A 16,211-nucleotide genomic window follows, 5' to 3' on the forward strand; every position below is an offset into this window, starting at 1 on the left:
CGATGGGGACGCCGGCGATGCCAGGAAAACAGATGAACGACGACGGCGTCAGCCGCTGCCATGCAACGGCAACACCCTCGCAGCGAAGCCAGCCGCGCCCGCGGGAGCGGACTCGGCAGCGGCCACCGGCACATCGCCTGCCAACGACGCGCGCGCCGCGCACAACGCCAGCACCTGCGCGCACCACGCGTCGATGGCCGCGTTGTCGCGGTCGCCGTGCGGCATCTGCTCGATCTCCAGCAATGGATAAACACTCTCGAAGAACCGCGCGATGCGCTTGACCGCCCCGCAGTAGTACTCCAGCCCCCACTGCGTCTCGCCGGTGCCGAACGCCGCCACTTCGATCGTCTTGCCTGTCGCCTCGACCAACTCGGCGATATAGCGCTTCATCTCCGCCGGCGTGCGCCCGGCGTTGTCGCTCCAACTGCCGAGCAGATGCAGATCGAAGTCCGCCGCGCGCGCTGCATCGCCGAGCGCGCCCTGCAGCGTCTGCAGATCAGTGTGGATCCAGGTGACCGCGTGCCCGGCCGCCTCGCACTGCGCATGCACGCGGCGGGCGACGTCGCGGGTATTGCCGCTGAGCGAAGCGTAGGCGAGCAGGATACGCATGGGGCAGGGATTCGGGAGTGGGGATTCGGGATTCGGGATTCGTCAGAGCAGGATGGCGGTGCTTCACCAATCCCGAATGCCTGGCTTTTCAGCAGCCGAACGGCTGATCATCCCCAATCCCGGCCCTTCAAAGATCGTCGAAGCCGTTGTCCGAGTTGGTCTTCTTGTAGCTGGCGTTGCGCATCTCGAAGAAGTCGGTCTTGGTCTCGGTGAAGTTGTCGGCGTAGGCCTTGATCCACGGCATCACGTTGTCGCTGGCGCCGCTGTACAGCTTCTCGATGCCGAGCATGCCGGACATCTTGTTGGCGCGGTACTTCACGTACTGGATCATCTCGTCCACGTCGATGCCCTCGATGCCGTCGAGCACTTCCGAGGACCACTCGGTCTCCAGGCGGATCGCATGCTCGAAGGCCTGGTGCACGTAGTCGGTCAGTTCGTTGGTCTGCAGCTCGGCGTTCTCGCCGATGATGGCGCGGATCAGCTCGCTGATGAACTTGGTGTGGGCCAGCTCGTCGCGGTTGATGAAGCTGATGATCTTGCCGGTACCGGTCATGCGGTTCTGCCGCACCAGGTTGTAGAAATACGCGAAGCCGGAATAGAAGTTGATGCCTTCCAGGATCGAGGACTGGATCAGCGAGCGCAGCAGGGTCTCTGCGGTCTTCTCGCGCATGAAGTCGTCGTAGGCCTGCATGATCGGCTGGTTGCGCGCGATGATGGTCGGATGCGTGCGGGCGATCTCGAACACGCGGTTCTGGTCGGCCAGGCCGGCGATCGAGGCCAGCACGTACGAGTAGCTCTCGTTGTGGATCACTTCCTGCTGGCCGATGATCGCGGCGTTGGCGTGCGCGGCCGGGTCGGTGATGTATTCGGCGACGTTGTAGATGAAGCGCGTCTGCGGCGAATCCAGCGTGGCCAGCAGGCCGATGATCGAGTCGTAGGCGTTCTTCTCGCGCGCCGACAGCTCCCCGTACTGCTTGGCATCGCCCTTCATGTCCACTTCGTCGGGGATCCAGAAGTTGGTCGACAGCTCCTTGTACGCCCGGTAGAAGGACGGGTACGGGATGTCGTTCCAGTTGAGGATGCCGCTGGTGGTGCCGTTGATGATGCCGGTGGAACGGTTGGGGTGCAGCGGTTCGAGGATCTTGATGCGGTCGAGCGCGATGGCCATGGATGTGCTTCGGTAGTCGGGTGAACGGCGCCGGCGGACGGCGCGGGAATGCGGGACGCGCGCGGCAGGACCGGCCTGCCGCGCGGCGCGGGCGTCAGACGCCGGCGATCAGCTCGAGCACCACTCGCACTCGCTGATGTCGATGTCGTTGGAACGCACGTAGTACGTGGTCTTCAGGCCTTCCTTCCACGCGGTCATGTGCAGGTCCAGCAGGGTGCTGGCGCGGATGCCGCTGGGCACATAGAAGTTGAAACTGATCGACTGGTCGACGTGGCGCTGACGGCGCGCGTTCTGGCGCACGCTGGCGAACTGATCGACCTTGTAGGCGCCCTTCTCGTAGTACGGATAGGTGTCCACGGTCAGCCCCGGCGCCACCACCGGACGGCGGAAGTCCTTCTTCTCCTCGTAGTAGAACGCGCTGTAGATCGGGTCGATCGACGCGGTGGAGCCGGCGATCTGCGCGGTGCTCATGTTCGGCGCCACCGCCACCATCCAGGCGTTGCGCACGCCGTGCACGCTCACCTGCGCGGCCAGTTCCTGCCACTGCGCGCTGTCGTAGCCGCGCTTGGTGAAGTACTCGCCGTTCTGCCAGTCGCTGCCCTTGAACACCTTGTACGCGCCCTTCTCCTTGGCCAGCGCCAGGCTCGCCTGGATGGTCAGGTAGTTGATGCGCTCGTACAGCGAATCGCTGTACGCCTCGGCGTCCGGCGAATTCCAGTCGATGCCCTTCTGCGCCAGCAGGTGGTGCCAGCCGAAGGTGCCCAGGCCGATCGCGCGGTACTTCTGGTTGGTGATGGTGGCCTGCGGCACCGGCAGCTCGTTGAGGTCGATGACGTTGTCGAGCATGCGCACCTGGACGCGGATCAGCCGCTCCAGGATGTCCGGCGACAGCAGGTCCGGCTGCGCGGTGACCGCGCGGCCCAGGTTCACCGAGGACAGGTTGCACACGACGAAGTCGCCGGCCTGCTTGGTGGTGACGATCTGGTCGCCGCTGATCATCTCCTGGATGACCCGCGTCGGGCTCATGTTCTGCAGGATCTCGGTGCACAGGTTGCTGGAATAGACCATGCCCTGGTGCTTGTTCGGGTTCATGCGATTGACTTCGTCGCGATAGAACATGAACGGGTTGCCGGTCTCCAGCTGGCTGACCATGATCCGCTTGAACATGTCGATGGCCTTGACCACCTTGCGGCCGATGCGCTCGTCGGCCACCACTTCCTCGTACTTGGCGCGGAAGCTGCCTTCGCCGCGCTTCTCGTCGAAGAAGTCCTGCAGGTACCAGCCCTTGACCTCCTTCACCTCGTGCGGGTCGAACAGGTACCACTCGCCGCGGCGCTCCACCGCTTCCATGAAGATGTCCGGCACGCACACCGCGGTGAACACGTCGTGCGCGCGCAGGCGCTGGTCGCCGTTGTTCAGGCGCAGGTCCAGGAACGCCTCGATGTCGCGGTGCCAGATGTCCAGGTACACGGCGATGGCGCCCTTGCGCTGGCCGAGCTGGTCCACCGACACGGCGGTGTTGTTGAGCTGCTTGATCCACGGCACCACGCCGCCGCTGGAGTTCTTCACGCCGCGGATCGCCGAACCGGACGAACGCACGTAGCCCAGGTAGGCGCCGACGCCGCCGCCGTGCTTGGACACGCGCGCCACGTCGGTGTTGGAGTCGTAGATGCCCTGCAGGCTGTCGTCGACGGTGTCGATGAAGCAGCTCGACAGCTGCCCGCCGATCTTGCCGGCGTTGGCCAGGGTCGGCGTGGCCACGGTCATGTACAGGTTGGACAGGGCCCAGTAGGCCTCGCCGACCAGCTGCATGCGGCGCTCGCGCGGCTTCTCGTCCTGCATCAGGTACAGGGCGATGGTCAGCCAGCGCTCCTGCGGCAGTTCGTAGACCTTGCGCGAGTTGTCGGTGGCCAGGTAACGCGTGGCCAGCAGGTACAGGCCGTTGTAGGCGAACAGCTTGTCGCGCTCCGGATCGATCATGCGGCCGGCTTCGGCCAGTTCGTCCTTGGAGTAGTTCTTGAGGATGTCGATCGAGTACACGCCGCGGTCGGCCAGACTTTCCTGCAGGCCGACGTAGGAGCCGTACTTCTCGCCGGCATCGTAGAAACGGTTCTTGCTGGCGCGCTTGTACAGGCGGTCCAGGTACAGGCGCGCGGCGAAGTACTCCCACTCCGGCGTGGCGATGTCCACGCGCGACTCGGCCTCGCGGATCAGGTAGTCGACCATGTCGTCGGCCGACAGGCTTTCCTTCTTCTCGATGAAGGCGAAGGCCTTGCGCTCGTAGTCGCTCACGTCCAGCTGCGGGAACTCGGCGTGGATCCGGTCCAGGGTGCGCTGCAGGCGCGAGCGGTCGAAGGCCATGCGGCGGTTGCCGCCGTCCTTGACGATCCAGGTCACGGCGCGCTGGTCGTTGCTCGGCTCGCTGCTGGCCGTCGGCTCCGGCTGGGCAGTGGCGGCAGCGGTCGTGGGGTCGACGGCGGCGTCGACGGACGCGGTGGCCGGCAGGCTGTGGGTCTGGCTCATGAAGGTCTCCAAGCGTGGTGCACGCGGCCGCCCGACCCTCGCAGGCAGCGGTCCGACCGGGTTCGCAGGTGGGCAGGCGGTGTCGCGAAGACTGCAAACGGCGCAGGCACCGGGCCTGCGGGCGGTCAACGCTGCACCGACCCTCTCCCCCCGGAGAGCGCGCGATCGGCGCCGCGCGGTGTGCTTCGCGCGGCTGTCGGCAGGTCTTCGGGCTGATGGGCAACGGCCGTGGCCGGTTCCTAGCCCGTCGCTTCCCAAGGCGGGCGCCTCAGTGCGGATGACGGGTTCGTTCCCAATTACCGCTGCGGGGCAGCGCCGGAGTTGGCGTTGGCACGCCGCACCGGCTTCCCTTTTGATCCCGCGGCTTGGGGCCGCCGGAACCGACCACCCCAAGATAGTGGGGTCGGTCGGCGACGTCAACGCTAAATATGGGTGAAATTACGAAAACCTAAGCCTGGCAACGGTTTGCCGTCGACGGCCGATTCCGGTCCCGCCGCGGCGGCCGTTCGCGGCCGTGACGGGGTCGTGAAGCCGGCCGCAAACACGGGCGTTGGCGCCCCCGGACGACCCCGACACCGCCGCCTCGCTTAGGGCCGGCACGGCACCACCGCGCCGCTGGCGTCGGTGCAGGTGCCGGTGTGGACGACACTGCCGCCCTGCACGCTGGTGCTGCCCTGGTAGCTGCCCTGCGTGCCATCGACGCTGCTCTGGCGGCTGCCGCTGAGCGTGCCGTCGGCGGCGCGGGCCAGGCTGCCACTGCTGCTCGCGCTGGCGCCGTCGGCGCGCTGGACGCTGGCACTGCCCTGGCGGCTGGCGCTGCCGTCGGCGTTGCGCTCGGCGCTGCCTTGGCGCGTGGCGCTGCCGCCGGCGGCGGTCGTGCGGGTAGCGGCGCTGCGCGCGCTGGCGTTGCCCTGGCCGTCGGCCTGCCATTGGCGGGCGCGCTGCACGCTGCCGTGCGCGCCGCTGGCGCTGGCCTGCACGGCGGCGTGGCGGACGCCGTCGGTGCCGCCGGCGGTGCGCGTGCGGGTGTGTTCGCGTGCCGGTGCACTGGGCGCGACCAGGACGCCGGCGGCCAGCGCCAGCAGCAAGGGCGTGATGCGACGGGACAGCGACATGGCGTTCTCCGGTGACGGCAGCGGCGTGCTGCCGAGCGTCACCGTAGCCATGGCGCCGGCGCCGCGGGCGCCGCATCGGCCAGCAAATGTTGCCGAACGCCGCGGCGGAAACATCCGCTTACAGTTGCGCCGCGGCGGCCGTTGCCGCGGGCCCGCGGCGCAACCGATAGTGGCGTCCATGGACGATGCCGCGCCCGCTCCCCGCCTGCTGCTGGTCGACGACGACGACCGCCTGCGCGCCCTGCTGTGCCGCTACCTGGAGAGCCAGGGCTTCGCGGTCAAGGCGGTGGCCGACGGCGTGCAGCTGCAGCAGGCGCTGGCGCGCGGCCACTACGACCTGGTGGTGCTGGACCTGATGCTGCCCGGCGAGAACGGCCTGGAGATCTGCCGGCGCCTGCGCGGCCAGGGCGACGCCACCCCGATCGTGATGCTGACCGCCAAGGGCGACGAGATCGACCGCATCGTCGGCCTGGAGATCGGCGCCGACGACTACCTGCCCAAACCGGTCAACCCGCGCGAGCTGCTGGCGCGGATCCGTGCGGTGCTGCGCCGTACCCGCCCGGGCGGGGCCGGCGCGCCGCAGCCGGACGGCGGCGAGATCGGCTTCGGCCGCTTCCGCCTGCACCTGGGGCGGCGCGAGCTGCGCCGCGACGGCGAACCGCTGAAGCTGACCACCGCCGAGTTCGCGGTGCTGTCGGTGCTGCTGCGGCACCCGCAGCAGCCGCTGAGCCGCGACCGCCTGTCCAGCCTGGCGCACGGCCGCGAACACGAGCCGTTGGGGCGCAGCATCGACGTGATCGTCGCGCGGCTGCGCAAGCTGCTGGAGGACGACGTGCGCACGCCGCGGCTGATCCAGACCGTGTGGGGCGTGGGCTATGTGTACGTGCCGCCGGAGCCGCAGGCGTGAGCGCGCCGGCTTCCCGCGTCGCCGGCTGGCCGCGCAGCCTGTTCGGGCAACTGGCGCTGGTGATCGCGCTGGTGCTGGCCGGCGCCGGCCTGCTGGCGCTGCTGCTCGGCCGCGAACTGGCAGTACGGCCGGCAGCGCAGCAGCAACTGCGCATGCTGCACGGCTTCGCCAATGTCGCCGAGGCGCTGCAGCGCTCGCCGGCCGCTGCGGCGCTGACGCCGGCGTTGCGCGAGGCCGGGCTGCAACTGCGCAGCGCGCCGCCCACCGCCAGCGCCGCCGGCCCGCTGGCCGACGCGATGCAGCGCCGCGCGGCCGATCAGCTCGGCCCCGGGCGCGCGCTGCGCCGCGATGCCGACGGCACCCTGTGGCTGCAACTGGCCACGCCGACCCCGCTGTGGGTGGCGTTCTCCAGCCAGCCGCGCGAGCACGGCCTGCGCCGGTTCTCGGTGGCGATGCTGGCCGGTTGCGCGCTGCTGGTCTGGCTGGCCGCTGCGCTGGTCGCGCGGCGCCTGGTGCGGCCGCTGCGGCAACTGGCGCAGGCCGCGCCGCACCTGGTCCGCGGCGAACAGGCCGCACCGATCGCCACCGGCGGTCCGCGCGAGGTCGCCGCGCTGGCGCAGGCGCTCACGGCGGCCAGCGCCGACGTGCGCCACGCCGCGGCCGAGCGTGCGCTGCTGCTGGCCGGCATCTCCCACGACCTGCGCACCCCGCTGACCCGGCTGCAGTACGCGCTGGCGCTGCTGCCGCAGGTGGAGCCGGAACTGCGCGAGGGCATGGAGCGCGACATCGGCGAGATCGACGCGATCCTGGCGCAGTTCATCGCCTACGCCCGCGACGGCCGCGACGAACCGGCCGTCGCCCTGGACCTGGTCGACCTCTGCCGGCAGGCGCTGGGCGCGGCGCAACCCGGCTGGGAGGCCGTCCTGCCCGCGCAGGCGCCGCTGCACGGGCGGCCGCTGGCGCTGCAGCGCGCGCTCGGCAACCTCATCGGCAATGCCGAACGGCATGGCGCGGCGCCGTTCCAGCTGCGCCTGCACGGCGACGGCGGCGATGGCTGGCGCATCGAGGTACGCGACCACGGCCCCGGCCTGGACCCGGCGCTGGCCGCACGCGCGCCGCAGCCATTCGTGCACGGCGGCCATGGCGGCAGCGGACTGGGCCTGGCGATCGTCGAGCGCGTCGCCCGCCAGCATCGCGGCGCGTTGCTGCTGCAGCCCATCGCCCCACACGGCCTGTGCGCCATCCTGCATCTGCGCCCGGCCTGAACCCGGCGCGCGCCGACGCCCGCACGCGTCGGCCGCGCCACGCCCCTCCTCGCCGTCCTCCATGGAGTGATCCGCCCATGCGCCTGTCCCGCCCCTCGCCCACCCACGGCCTGCTCGCCCTGATGTTGCTGCTGCCGTTGCTCGCCGCTCCCGTCCACGCCCAGGACGGGCGCCTGCGCGCCCGCCTGCTGCAGCGCCTGCAGGGCGATCGCGCCGACACCGCGCGTGCGCCACTGCCCGCTGGCGCGCAGGTGCTGCGCGACGTCGCCTACGGCCCGGACCCGGCGCAGCGCATGGACGTGTACCTGCCGGTCGGCGCGCGCCAGGCGCCGCTGCTGGTGATGGTGCACGGCGGCGGCTGGGCCGACGGCGACAAGGACAACCCCGGCGTGGCCGCCAACAAGGTCGCGCACTGGCTGCCGCAGGGCCATGTGCTGGTGTCGCTGAATTACCGCTTGCTGCCGCAGGCCACGCCGCTGCAGCAGGCGCAGGACGTGGCGCGCGCGGTCGCACGGATCCAGCAACTGGCGCCGCAGTGGGGCGCCGACCCGGCGCGGCTGGTGCTGATGGGCCACTCGGCCGGCGCGCACCTGGTGAGCCTGCTGGACCTGTCGCCGGACCTGCTGGCGCAGGCCGGGGCGCGCCGACCGTTGGGCACGGTGGCGCTGGACAGTGCGGCGATGGACGTGGAGCAGGTGATGCAGCAACGGCATCTGCCGCTGTACGACCGCGCCTTCGGCAGCGTGCGCAGCGACTGGATCGCCGCCTCGCCGTACCACGTCATGGGCGCCAGCGCGCCGCCGCTGCTGGCGGTGTGCTCCAGCCGCCGTGCCGATGCCTGCGCGCAGGCGCACCACCTGGCCGCCAAGGCCAACGGCCGCGGCATCCGCGTCGAGGTGCTGCCGCAGGATGCCAGCCATGCCGAACTCAACCGCGACCTCGGCCTGCCCTCGGCCTACACCGCGGCGGTGGACGCGTTCCTGCACACCCTGCGCTGAGCGCCGCGGGTGGTTCGCTCAGGCCACCATGCACTGCTGCAGCAGCAACGGCAGCGCCACCGCGGCGCTGTCGCGCCAGTGCAGATCCGCACGGGCCGACAACGCACTGGGTTCGGGATTGATCTCGACCACGCAGGCGCCGCGCTCCTTGGCCTGCAGCGGCAGGCTGGCCGCCGGATAGACCAGGCCGGAACTGCCGATCACCAGCACCAGGTCGGCGTTGTCGGCGGCGGTCTGCGCGCGCGCCCACTCCGCCGCCGGCAACGCTTCGCCGAACCACACCACGCCCGGGCGCACCGTGCCGCCGCAGGCCGCGCACACCGGCGGCGCCAGGCGCTGGCTGGGCGTGTGCACGTCGATCGGCGGCAGCAGGCCGCGCCAGGGCTGGCCGCAGTCGCTGCAGCGCAGCGCCGACAGGCGGCCGTGCACGTGCGCGGCGACCTCGCTGCCGGCGCGCTGGTGCAGGTCGTCCACGTTCTGGGTCACCAGGGTGGTGTGGCGGACCTCGGCCAGGCGCGCCAGCGCCAGGTGCCCGGCGTGCGGCTGCGCCTGCGCCACGATCGCCATGCGCCAGCGGTACCAGCCCCAGACCAGGGCCGGGTCGGCACGCCAGGCGTCCTCGGTGGCCAGTTGCTCGGGATCGAAGCGCGACCACAGGCTGTCGTCCTGGCCACGGAAGGTCGGCACCCCGCTCTCGGCGGACATGCCGGCACCGGTCAGCACCAGCAGACGGCGCGCGCCCTGGATGAAGGCGGCGACGGTCTCGGCGTTGTAGGCGGAACTGAGCATGGCGCGCTCGATTTGACCAAGCGCACACTATTGCATCGCCACAGGGCGGCCTCAATGTGCACGGCAGCACGCGCAGGCGCCCGCAACGCGAACGGGCGGCCAGTGGCCGCCCGTTCGCGCGTGGTCATGGACCGGCACAGACGCCGGCCCGGACCTCCGGCTGGCTCAGTCGAGCACGACCAGCTTGACGTCGATGTTGCCGCGGGTGGCGTTGGAGTACGGGCACACCTGATGCGCCTTCTCCACCAGCGATTCCAGCGTCGCACGCTCCAGGCCCGGCACGGCGATGCGCAGTTCCACGGCGATGCCGAAGCCGCCCGGGATCTGGCCGATGCCGACATGGCCTTCGATGCTCGGCTCGGCCGGCAGCTTCACCTTCTCCTGGCCGGCGACGAACTTCAGCGCGCCGATGAAGCAGGCCGAGTAGCCGGCAGCGAACAGCTGCTCCGGGTTGGTGCCGTCGCCGCCGGCGCCGCCCAGCTCGCGCGGGGTCGACAGCTTGACGTCGAGCGCCTTGTCCGGGGTGGCGGCGCGGCCGTCGCGGCCCCCGGTGGCGGTGGCGGTGGCGGTGTAGGCGATGGTGGTCGGTGAAGCCATGGTGGTTCTCCTTGGAGGGCGGCGCCGCGGCGCCATGGGGTAGAGGGGCGGGTTAGAGGGGACTGCGATCGGGTCGGGAACCGCTCAGGCGGCGGCCTGCAACTTGCCGCGGACCTCTTCCAGATCGTGCTTGAGCCGGGTCAGTTGCTGCAGATCGCAGGCGACCGCGCACAGCACGCCTTCCGGCACCGCCTGCGCGCGCGTGCGCAGCGCCTGGCCGTCGGCGGTCAACGCGATCAGCACGCGGCGCTCGTCGGCGGCGGCGCGGCTGCGGGTCAGCAGGCCGATCGCCTCCAGGCGCTTGAGCAACGGGGTCAGCGTGGCCGAATCCAGGAACAGCTTCTCGCCGATCTCCGACACGCTGCGCTGGTCCTGCTCCCACAGCACCAGCATCACCAGGTACTGCGGATAGGTCAGGCCGAGGTCGCGCAGCAGCCCGCGGTAGAGCTTGTGCATGGCCAGGTTGGCCGAATACAGCGCGAAGCACAGCTGGGTATCCAGCTTCAGCAGGGCGGTGGCGTCGGGGGCAGAGGTGCGGTCCATGGGCACTACATTACATAGCGCGCTATTTAATAGCAAGCGATATTTTTGCCCCGCCGACTCCTCGCTGAAGCGGGCGCCGCCCTCCCCTCGTGCCGCCAGTGGCGCAGGGCTACGCTGCGCGCAACGTCAAGGAGCTTCCGCATGCGCGCATCGTTCCTGCTGCTGGCCGCGCTCGGCGCTGCCCCCGTGATGTCCAAGGCCGTGCCCAACACCCTGCCCGATGGCCCGGTGCTGGTCGGTGCCGGCGCCGACGCGCTGGCCCGCGAAACCCGTCGCCAGTGCCCCGGCGTGCCGACCGACCGGCTCACCCCGGCCGATCTGCTCGATGCCGAGGAGACCTTTCGCGATGGATTGTCGGCAGCGCAGCGCCAGGCCATGGACCGGCAGTTGCCGCAGGACGGCGCGTCCGGGCCGGCGCGCTGCGCGCGCAGCGCAGGCGGCGCCAGTTGCCCGGCAGTTGCCTATCTGGAAGAGATCGCCGGCGCGGGCCTGATGCCGCGCTTCGTCGCCGGGCTGTGTGCGCCCGGCGCGGTGCGCTGAGCGTCCGCAGACGCTCCTGCGCTCAGACCCGGTGCGCCGCCGCCAGGTACTCGGCGCTCTGCATTTCGATCAGCCGCGAGGCGGTGCGCTCGAACGCACCGGCCAGGCGCTCGCCGGTGTACAGCAGCGGCGGCGGATCCTGCGCGGTGCAGACCAGGTTGACGTGGCGGTCGTACAGCTCGTCGATCAGGTTGACGAAGCGCCGCGCCGCATCCTCGTTCATGCGGTCGAAGTGCGGGATGCCGCCGAGCAGCACGGTGGTGAACTCGTGCGCGATCTCGATGTAGTCGCTGGGACCGCGCGGGCCTTCGCACAAGGCGACGAAATCGAACCAGACGATGCTCTTGCCGCGCGCGCGCACCGGGATCTTGCGCCCTTCCAGTTCGATGTTGCCGCGGCGCGCCTCGGCATTGCCGGTCAGCGCGCCCCAGCGCTCGCCCAGCCAGGCGTCGCTGTCTTCGGCCAGCGGCGCGCGGTACACCGGCGAGCGGGTCAGCGCGCGCATGCGGTAGTCCTCGGTGCCCTCGGCGTACAGCTCCACGCAATAGGTCTGCAGCAAGCCGATCGCCGGCAGGAAGCTCTCGCGCTGCAGGCCGTTGAGGTACAGGTTCTGCGGCGCGGTGTTGGAGGTGGTGACCAGGGTCACGCCCTCGGCGAACAGGCGCTCGAGCAGGCGCGACAGCAGCATCGCATCGCCGATGTCGGTGACGAAGAACTCGTCCAGCACCAGCACGCGCAGCCGGCTGCGCCACTCCTGCGCGATCTTCGCCAGCGGATCGCTCTGCCCGGCGTGTTCGCGCAGGCGCTCGTGCACGCCGCGCATGAAGCGGTGGAAATGCGTGCGGTACTTCCGCGCGATCGGCAGGCCGTCGTAGAACAGATCGACCAGGAAGGTCTTGCCGCGGCCGACCCCGCCCCAGAAATACAGTCCACGCACTGGCTCGGGCTTCTTCCAGAACGCCGACAGCCGGTCCAGCCAGCCCTCCTGGTCGCCGTCCACGATCGCGACGTGGATGCGGTCCAGTTCGGCCAGCGCCGCATGCTGGGCCGGATCGTCGCGCCAGTCGCCGCGCGCCACGCCCTCGGCGTAGCGCTGCGACGGCAATGCCGCCGCGCTCACGCCTGTGCCGCCGGCAGCCAGGCCTTGACCGCGTGCTGCAACGCGCCGCGCAGGTCGATCAGCTTGCGATGGAAGAAATGGCTGGTGTCGGGCATGCGCACCAGTTGCGGTTGCGCCTCCAAGGTCTCCAGCCAGTCGTACACGGCCTGCGGGTCGACGATCTCGTCGGCCTCGCCCTGGATCACCAGCCACTGCGGCGGCGGCGCCATGTCGGAAAAATCCCAGCGCCCGGCCGGCGGCGCGATCGAGATCAACACCTGCGGCTGCAGCGCGGCGCTGGCGCGCAGCGAGACGTAGGCGCCGAAGCTGAAACCGGCCAGCCACAGCGCGTCGTGCGGACGCTGATCGCGTACCCAGGCGGCCACCGCGGCCAGGTCCTGCTGCTCGCCGTCGCCGTGGTCGAAGCTGCCGGCGGAAGCGCCGACGCTGCGGAAGTTGAAGCGCACCACGCGCACGCCCAGTTCGCGCAGCGCGCGCGCGACCATGGTCACCACCTTGTTGTGCATGCTGCCGCCCTCGGTGGACAACGGATGGCAGACGATGGCGGTGACCGGCAGCGCGGCGACGTCGGCGTCGGGCAGATCGACCGCGGCCTCGATCGGGCCGGCGGGGCCTTGCAGCGTCAGCGCGCCGGAAGCGCTGGGGAAAGCGGGAGAGGTCATGCGGTCATAATACCGGGGCTGGGTGCCGGCCACATGCGAAGGCCGCACACGCAGCGTTCCTTTTTCCTCCCGATCCGGATCCCGCGTGGCGTTCGTCCTGCTGAGTGTGGTGTGCAGCGTGCTGGTCTCGGCGCTGCTGAAGCTGTCGCCGCAACGGCGCATCGACCTGGCCCAGGCGGTGACCTGGAACTACCTGGCGGCGCTGCTGCTGTGCGCCGCGCTGCTGCACCCGCCGCTGGCCGCGCTGGGCGACGCGCAGACGCCGTGGGTGGCGCTGCTGGGCCTGGGCGTGCTGCTGCCGGGCATTTTCCTGGTGCTGGGCCGCGCGGTGGCCAGCGCCGGCATCGTGCGCACCGACGCGGCGCAGCGTCTGTCGCTGCTGCTGTCGCTGGCCGCGGCCTTCCTGTGGTTCGGCGAACACGCCAACGCCGCCAAGCTGGCCGGCCTGGCGCTGGGCCTGCTGGCGATCGCCGGCATCGTGCAGCGGCCGGACACGACGTCGCACCGCGCCGCAGGCACCGCGCCATGGCTGCTGCTGGTGTGGGTCGGCTTCGCCGCGATCGACGTGCTGCTCAAGCGCATCGCCCAGGCCGGCACCCCGTTCGCCGCTTCGCTGCTGGTGGCCTTCGCGCTGGCCTTCGTGTTGCTGCTGGGCGTGCAGCTGTGGCGCCATCTGCGCGGCACCGCCCCGCTGGCCTGGCGCAACCTCGGCGCCGGCCTGCTGCTGGGCGCGCTCAACTTCGGCAACATCCTGTTCTACGTGCGCGCGCACCAGGCCCTGCCGGACAGCCCGGCCAGCGTGTTCGCAGCGATGAACCTGGGCGTGATCGGCCTGGGCACCCTGCTCGGCATCGCCGTGTTCGGCGAACGCACCACCCGCTGGAACCGCCTCGGCCTGCTGCTGGCGGTGCCGGCGATCGTGCTGATCGCGCTGGGCGCAGGCAGCTAACCATCAGCACCCGCACCCCGCTCTTACGATTCCCCACTCCCGATTCCCCATTCCCGGCCCTTCAGCGCCTCCACACCGGAAACGGATCTTCCAAGCCCTGCCACACCACCGGCCCCTGCCGCAGTTCGGCATCGTCGAGCAGGCAGGCATCGAGTTCGGCACGCACCCGCGCCGTGTCCAGGCCGACGCCGATCACCGCCAGTTCCTGGCGGCGATCGCCCCACAGCGGATGCCACATCGCCCGCAGCGCCGCGTACTCGCGCGCATCGCCGACCTCCTCGGCCTGCGGCGGCGGCGCGTTCCAGCACGCAGTCTGCTGGCGCTGCCAGCCGAGCTCGGTGTACGGCAGCGGCGATGGCGGCAGCGCCAGCGGCGTGTCCAGCAGGCCGCGGTCCACGCGCTCGCGTGCCGCGTACCAGAAGCCGGCCGCCTGGGTCTGGGTGGCCGCGCCGACGATGGACAGTTCGCCGACCCAGTCCATGCGGCTGGCCAGCCAGAAGAAGCCCTTACTGCGGATCACGTCGCGCAGGCCGCGTTGCGCCAGCCGCGCGAAGCGCAGCGGATGGAACGGCCGGCGCGCGCGATAGACGAAGCTTTCGATGCCGAACTGTTCGGTCTCCGGCGCGTGCTCGCCGCGCAGCGCCTGCATCCAGCCCGGCGCCAGTTGCGCGCGCACGAAATCGAAGCGGCCGGTGTCCAGCACCAGCTCCAGCGGCATATCGCCACGGCTGGCCTCGACGATGCGCGCATCGCGGTTGAGCGCGCGCAGCACCGCGCGGGTGCGGTCGAGCGTGACCGTATCGGCCAGGTCGGCCTTGCTGATGACGATCACGTCGGCGAACTCGATCTGCTCCACCAGCAGGTTGACCAGCCCGCGCTCGTCGTCGTCCCCGGCCTGCAGGCCGCGGTCGGCCAGGCGCTCGGCCGAGCCGAAGTCGCGCAGGAAGCTGACCCCGTCGACCACGGTGAGCATGGTGTCCAGGCGCGCGAGGTCGGCCAGGCCGCGGCCGTCGGCGTCGCGCACGGCGAAGGTCGCCGCCACCGGCATCGGCTCGGAGATGCCGGTGGATTCGATCAGCAGGTAATCGTAGCGCCCGCTCTCGGCCAGGCGCTGCACCTCCTGGCGCAGGTCGTCGCGCAACGTGCAGCAGATGCAGCCGTTGCTGAACTCGACCAGGGTCTCTTCGGTGCGACTGAGCGCGGCGCCGCCGTCGCGGATCAGCGCCGCGTCGATGTTGACCTCGCTCATGTCGTTGACGATCACCGCCACCCGGCGCCCATCGCGGTTGTGCAGCACGCGGTTGAGCAGGGTGGTCTTGCCGGCACCCAGGAAGCCGGACAGGACGGTGACGGGAAGGCGGGAATCGGAAACGGCGGACGTGGACATGGCGGGCATCGGCGCGGAGGCGTGGCGGGCTGGAAATGTTACTATATAACACTTGAAGCATTGGAGTGGACGTCCATGAAATCCCTGCCGCAATCCTTCTTCGACGCCTCGGCGATGGTGTTGTCCGGGCTGTGTCTGCTGCACTGCCTGGCGTTGCCGTTGCTGGCCGCGGCGCTGCCGTTGTTCGGCGTCTGGGCCGAGGCCGAGTGGGTGCACGTGGTGTTCGTGGCGATCGCCGCGCCGTTGGCGGGGCTGGCGCTGTGGCGCGGGCACCGGCGCGACGCGCTGCCCTGGCCGCTGTGGACGCTGGCGGCACTGGGCCTGCTCGGCCTGTTGGCCGGCGCCTTTGGGATTCCCGACGAGGCCAGCGAGACCGCGATGACGGTGAGCGGCAGTCTGGCGCTGGCCAGTGCGCATCTGTGGAACTGGCGCCGGCATCGGCGGCGTTGCCGGCATTGAGCATGGGGCGCGCTGTGTAGCGCGCTTCGCTCGAGGCGATCAGGGGCGCGATGCAGCGTGGCTTTCGCTGTTGTTTTTGCTGTTGTTTTTGCCGTTGTTTTTGCCGTTGCTCTGGCTTTTGACTTGTCGGGTTCCCTTCCGAAGCGGCGGCCAGCGCGGGGAAAAACCCCGAAGGGGCGGCGTACATGGATGTACGCCGTCCGCGGCAGGGGCAGGATGCCCCTTCCGCGGATCCCCGGGATGGACGCGGACCCGGAGCGCGTTAGCGCGGAGGGCGCGAGGCAGGGTGTGCTTTCTTTTGGTTACTTTTCTTTGCACAAGCAAAGAAAAGTAACTCGCCGCAAGGCGAAAGCTTTTGCTCTTGCATTTGCTGCTACTGCGGCGGCCGCTGGATTGTAGGAGCGGCTTACGCCGCGACATGCATGACCGATTACGCTGGTCGCGGCTGACGCCGCTCCTACGATTCTTCTTGTTCGACACTCAAGCTCGAAGCAACAGCAAAGGCTTTCGCCCTTTCGGGCGAGTTACTTTTCTTTGCTCGCGCAAAGAAAAGGTAACCAAAAGAAAGCGCGCCCTGCCT

General features: G+C 70.2%; 16 protein-coding genes and 1 riboswitch. Of the genes, 6 read left to right on the forward strand and 10 right to left on the reverse strand.

What is annotated here, in order from left to right; all coding sequences use genetic code 11:
- Nucleotides 1–48 precede the first annotated feature (48 nt).
- The 4 genes from SLW52_RS17000 to SLW52_RS17015 form a co-directional block, all read right to left on the reverse strand.
- On the reverse strand, nt 49–609 hold the full coding sequence (locus SLW52_RS17000) for a flavodoxin (protein ID WP_152236672.1): 561 nt from the start codon (nt 607–609) through the stop codon (nt 49–51).
- A 127-nt stretch (nt 610–736) separates the two neighbouring features.
- On the reverse strand, nt 737–1,777 hold the full coding sequence (locus SLW52_RS17005; RefSeq protein ID WP_010340146.1) for a ribonucleotide-diphosphate reductase subunit beta: 1,041 nt from the start codon (nt 1,775–1,777) through the stop codon (nt 737–739).
- Nucleotides 1,778–1,885: 108 nt separating this feature from the next.
- Nucleotides 1,886–4,300 carry a ribonucleoside-diphosphate reductase subunit alpha gene (locus tag SLW52_RS17010; protein ID WP_017911177.1) on the reverse strand — a complete coding sequence of 805 codons (2,415 nt, stop codon included), beginning with the start codon at nt 4,298–4,300 and terminating at the stop codon, nt 1,886–1,888.
- A gap of 180 nt (nt 4,301–4,480) precedes the next feature.
- Nucleotides 4,481–4,700: riboswitch (cobalamin riboswitch) on the reverse strand.
- Nucleotides 4,701–4,887: 187 nt separating this feature from the next.
- Nucleotides 4,888–5,415: a hypothetical protein gene (locus tag SLW52_RS17015; RefSeq protein ID WP_320740793.1), complete on the reverse strand. Its 528-nt coding sequence runs from the start codon at nt 5,413–5,415 to the stop codon at nt 4,888–4,890.
- 178 nt (nt 5,416–5,593) lie between these two features.
- Here SLW52_RS17015 and ompR point away from each other — a divergent pair, with 178 nt between their 5' ends.
- From ompR to SLW52_RS17030, 3 genes are all read left to right on the forward strand, one after another.
- A complete protein-coding gene (gene ompR, locus SLW52_RS17020; RefSeq protein WP_267124979.1) occupies nt 5,594–6,322 on the forward strand; it encodes a two-component system response regulator OmpR in 729 nt (242 codons plus the stop codon).
- Nucleotides 6,319–7,587 carry an ATP-binding protein gene (locus SLW52_RS17025; RefSeq protein ID WP_320740794.1) on the forward strand — a complete coding sequence of 423 codons (1,269 nt, stop codon included), beginning with the start codon at nt 6,319–6,321 and terminating at the stop codon, nt 7,585–7,587. Before ompR ends, SLW52_RS17025 begins: the two co-directional genes overlap by 4 nt.
- 77 nt (nt 7,588–7,664) lie before the next feature.
- Nucleotides 7,665–8,585, forward strand: coding sequence for an alpha/beta hydrolase (locus SLW52_RS17030; RefSeq protein WP_320740795.1), 921 nt, complete (start codon nt 7,665–7,667; stop codon nt 8,583–8,585).
- Between the two features lie 18 nt (nt 8,586–8,603).
- On the opposite strand, the gene SLW52_RS17035 is transcribed toward SLW52_RS17030, so the two are convergent.
- The 3 genes from SLW52_RS17035 to SLW52_RS17045 form a co-directional block, all read right to left on the reverse strand.
- A complete protein-coding gene (locus SLW52_RS17035) occupies nt 8,604–9,374 on the reverse strand; it encodes an NAD-dependent deacylase (protein ID WP_010342072.1) in 771 nt (256 codons plus the stop codon).
- A gap of 165 nt (nt 9,375–9,539) precedes the next feature.
- Entirely contained in the window at nt 9,540–9,971 is a 432-nt protein-coding gene (locus tag SLW52_RS17040; protein ID WP_010342071.1) for an organic hydroperoxide resistance protein, read from the reverse strand.
- A gap of 84 nt (nt 9,972–10,055) precedes the next feature.
- Entirely contained in the window at nt 10,056–10,514 is a 459-nt protein-coding gene (locus tag SLW52_RS17045) for a MarR family transcriptional regulator (RefSeq protein WP_320740796.1), read from the reverse strand.
- A gap of 141 nt (nt 10,515–10,655) precedes the next feature.
- On the opposite strand from SLW52_RS17045, the gene SLW52_RS17050 reads away from it, so the two are divergent.
- Nucleotides 10,656–11,054, forward strand: coding sequence for a hypothetical protein (locus SLW52_RS17050; protein ID WP_320740797.1), 399 nt, complete (start codon nt 10,656–10,658; stop codon nt 11,052–11,054).
- A 22-nt stretch (nt 11,055–11,076) separates the two neighbouring features.
- Here SLW52_RS17050 and zapE read toward each other — a convergent pair whose 3' ends face one another.
- Complete coding sequence (gene zapE, locus SLW52_RS17055; protein ID WP_029561968.1) at nt 11,077–12,174, reverse strand: cell division protein ZapE; 1,098 nt, start codon at nt 12,172–12,174, stop codon at nt 11,077–11,079.
- A complete protein-coding gene (locus SLW52_RS17060) occupies nt 12,171–12,836 on the reverse strand; it encodes an alpha/beta family hydrolase (protein ID WP_320740798.1) in 666 nt (221 codons plus the stop codon). Before SLW52_RS17060 ends, zapE begins: the two co-directional genes overlap by 4 nt.
- Nucleotides 12,837–12,921: 85 nt before the next feature.
- Here SLW52_RS17060 and SLW52_RS17065 point away from each other — a divergent pair, with 85 nt between their 5' ends.
- The gene (locus tag SLW52_RS17065) at nt 12,922–13,785 is read left to right on the forward strand and encodes an EamA/RhaT family transporter (protein ID WP_320740799.1); all 864 of its coding nucleotides are present in this window, start codon (nt 12,922–12,924) and stop codon (nt 13,783–13,785) included.
- A gap of 61 nt (nt 13,786–13,846) precedes the next feature.
- Here the strand turns inward: SLW52_RS17065 and SLW52_RS17070 are convergent, their stop codons facing one another.
- Nucleotides 13,847–15,172, reverse strand: a complete 1,326-nt coding sequence (locus tag SLW52_RS17070) for a GTP-binding protein (RefSeq protein WP_320740800.1) — start codon at nt 15,170–15,172, stop codon at nt 13,847–13,849.
- A gap of 75 nt (nt 15,173–15,247) precedes the next feature.
- Here SLW52_RS17070 and SLW52_RS17075 point away from each other — a divergent pair, with 75 nt between their 5' ends.
- Complete coding sequence (locus SLW52_RS17075; protein WP_017911918.1) at nt 15,248–15,631, forward strand: MerC domain-containing protein; 384 nt, start codon at nt 15,248–15,250, stop codon at nt 15,629–15,631.
- Nucleotides 15,632–16,211: the final 580 nt, after the last annotated feature.

Origin of the sequence: Xanthomonas sp. LF02-5 (assembly GCF_034105325.1) — a bacterium.
Lineage (GTDB): Bacteria > Pseudomonadota > Gammaproteobacteria > Xanthomonadales > Xanthomonadaceae > Xanthomonas_A > Xanthomonas_A sontii.

What these genes read in the sequence shown, in the direction of transcription:
- SLW52_RS17035 (WP_010342072.1), bottom strand. Translation starts at nt 9,374, where the DNA reads ATGCTCAGTTCCGCCTACAACGCCGAGACCGTCGCCGCCTTCATCCAG.
- SLW52_RS17030 (WP_320740795.1), top strand. Translation starts at nt 7,665, where the DNA reads ATGCGCCTGTCCCGCCCCTCGCCCACCCACGGCCTGCTCGCCCTGATG.
- SLW52_RS17075 (WP_017911918.1), top strand. Translation starts at nt 15,248, where the DNA reads ATGAAATCCCTGCCGCAATCCTTCTTCGACGCCTCGGCGATGGTGTTG.
- SLW52_RS17040 (WP_010342071.1), bottom strand. Translation starts at nt 9,971, where the DNA reads ATGGCTTCACCGACCACCATCGCCTACACCGCCACCGCCACCGCCACC.
- SLW52_RS17050 (WP_320740797.1), top strand. Translation starts at nt 10,656, where the DNA reads ATGCGCGCATCGTTCCTGCTGCTGGCCGCGCTCGGCGCTGCCCCCGTG.
- SLW52_RS17045 (WP_320740796.1), bottom strand. Translation starts at nt 10,514, where the DNA reads ATGGACCGCACCTCTGCCCCCGACGCCACCGCCCTGCTGAAGCTGGAT.
- SLW52_RS17005 (WP_010340146.1), bottom strand. Translation starts at nt 1,777, where the DNA reads ATGGCCATCGCGCTCGACCGCATCAAGATCCTCGAACCGCTGCACCCC.
- SLW52_RS17070 (WP_320740800.1), bottom strand. Translation starts at nt 15,172, where the DNA reads ATGTCCACGTCCGCCGTTTCCGATTCCCGCCTTCCCGTCACCGTCCTG.
- SLW52_RS17060 (WP_320740798.1), bottom strand. Translation starts at nt 12,836, where the DNA reads ATGACCTCTCCCGCTTTCCCCAGCGCTTCCGGCGCGCTGACGCTGCAA.
- SLW52_RS17015 (WP_320740793.1), bottom strand. Translation starts at nt 5,415, where the DNA reads ATGTCGCTGTCCCGTCGCATCACGCCCTTGCTGCTGGCGCTGGCCGCC.
- SLW52_RS17000 (WP_152236672.1), bottom strand. Translation starts at nt 609, where the DNA reads ATGCGTATCCTGCTCGCCTACGCTTCGCTCAGCGGCAATACCCGCGAC.
- ompR (WP_267124979.1), top strand. Translation starts at nt 5,594, where the DNA reads ATGGACGATGCCGCGCCCGCTCCCCGCCTGCTGCTGGTCGACGACGAC.
- SLW52_RS17010 (WP_017911177.1), bottom strand. Translation starts at nt 4,300, where the DNA reads ATGAGCCAGACCCACAGCCTGCCGGCCACCGCGTCCGTCGACGCCGCC.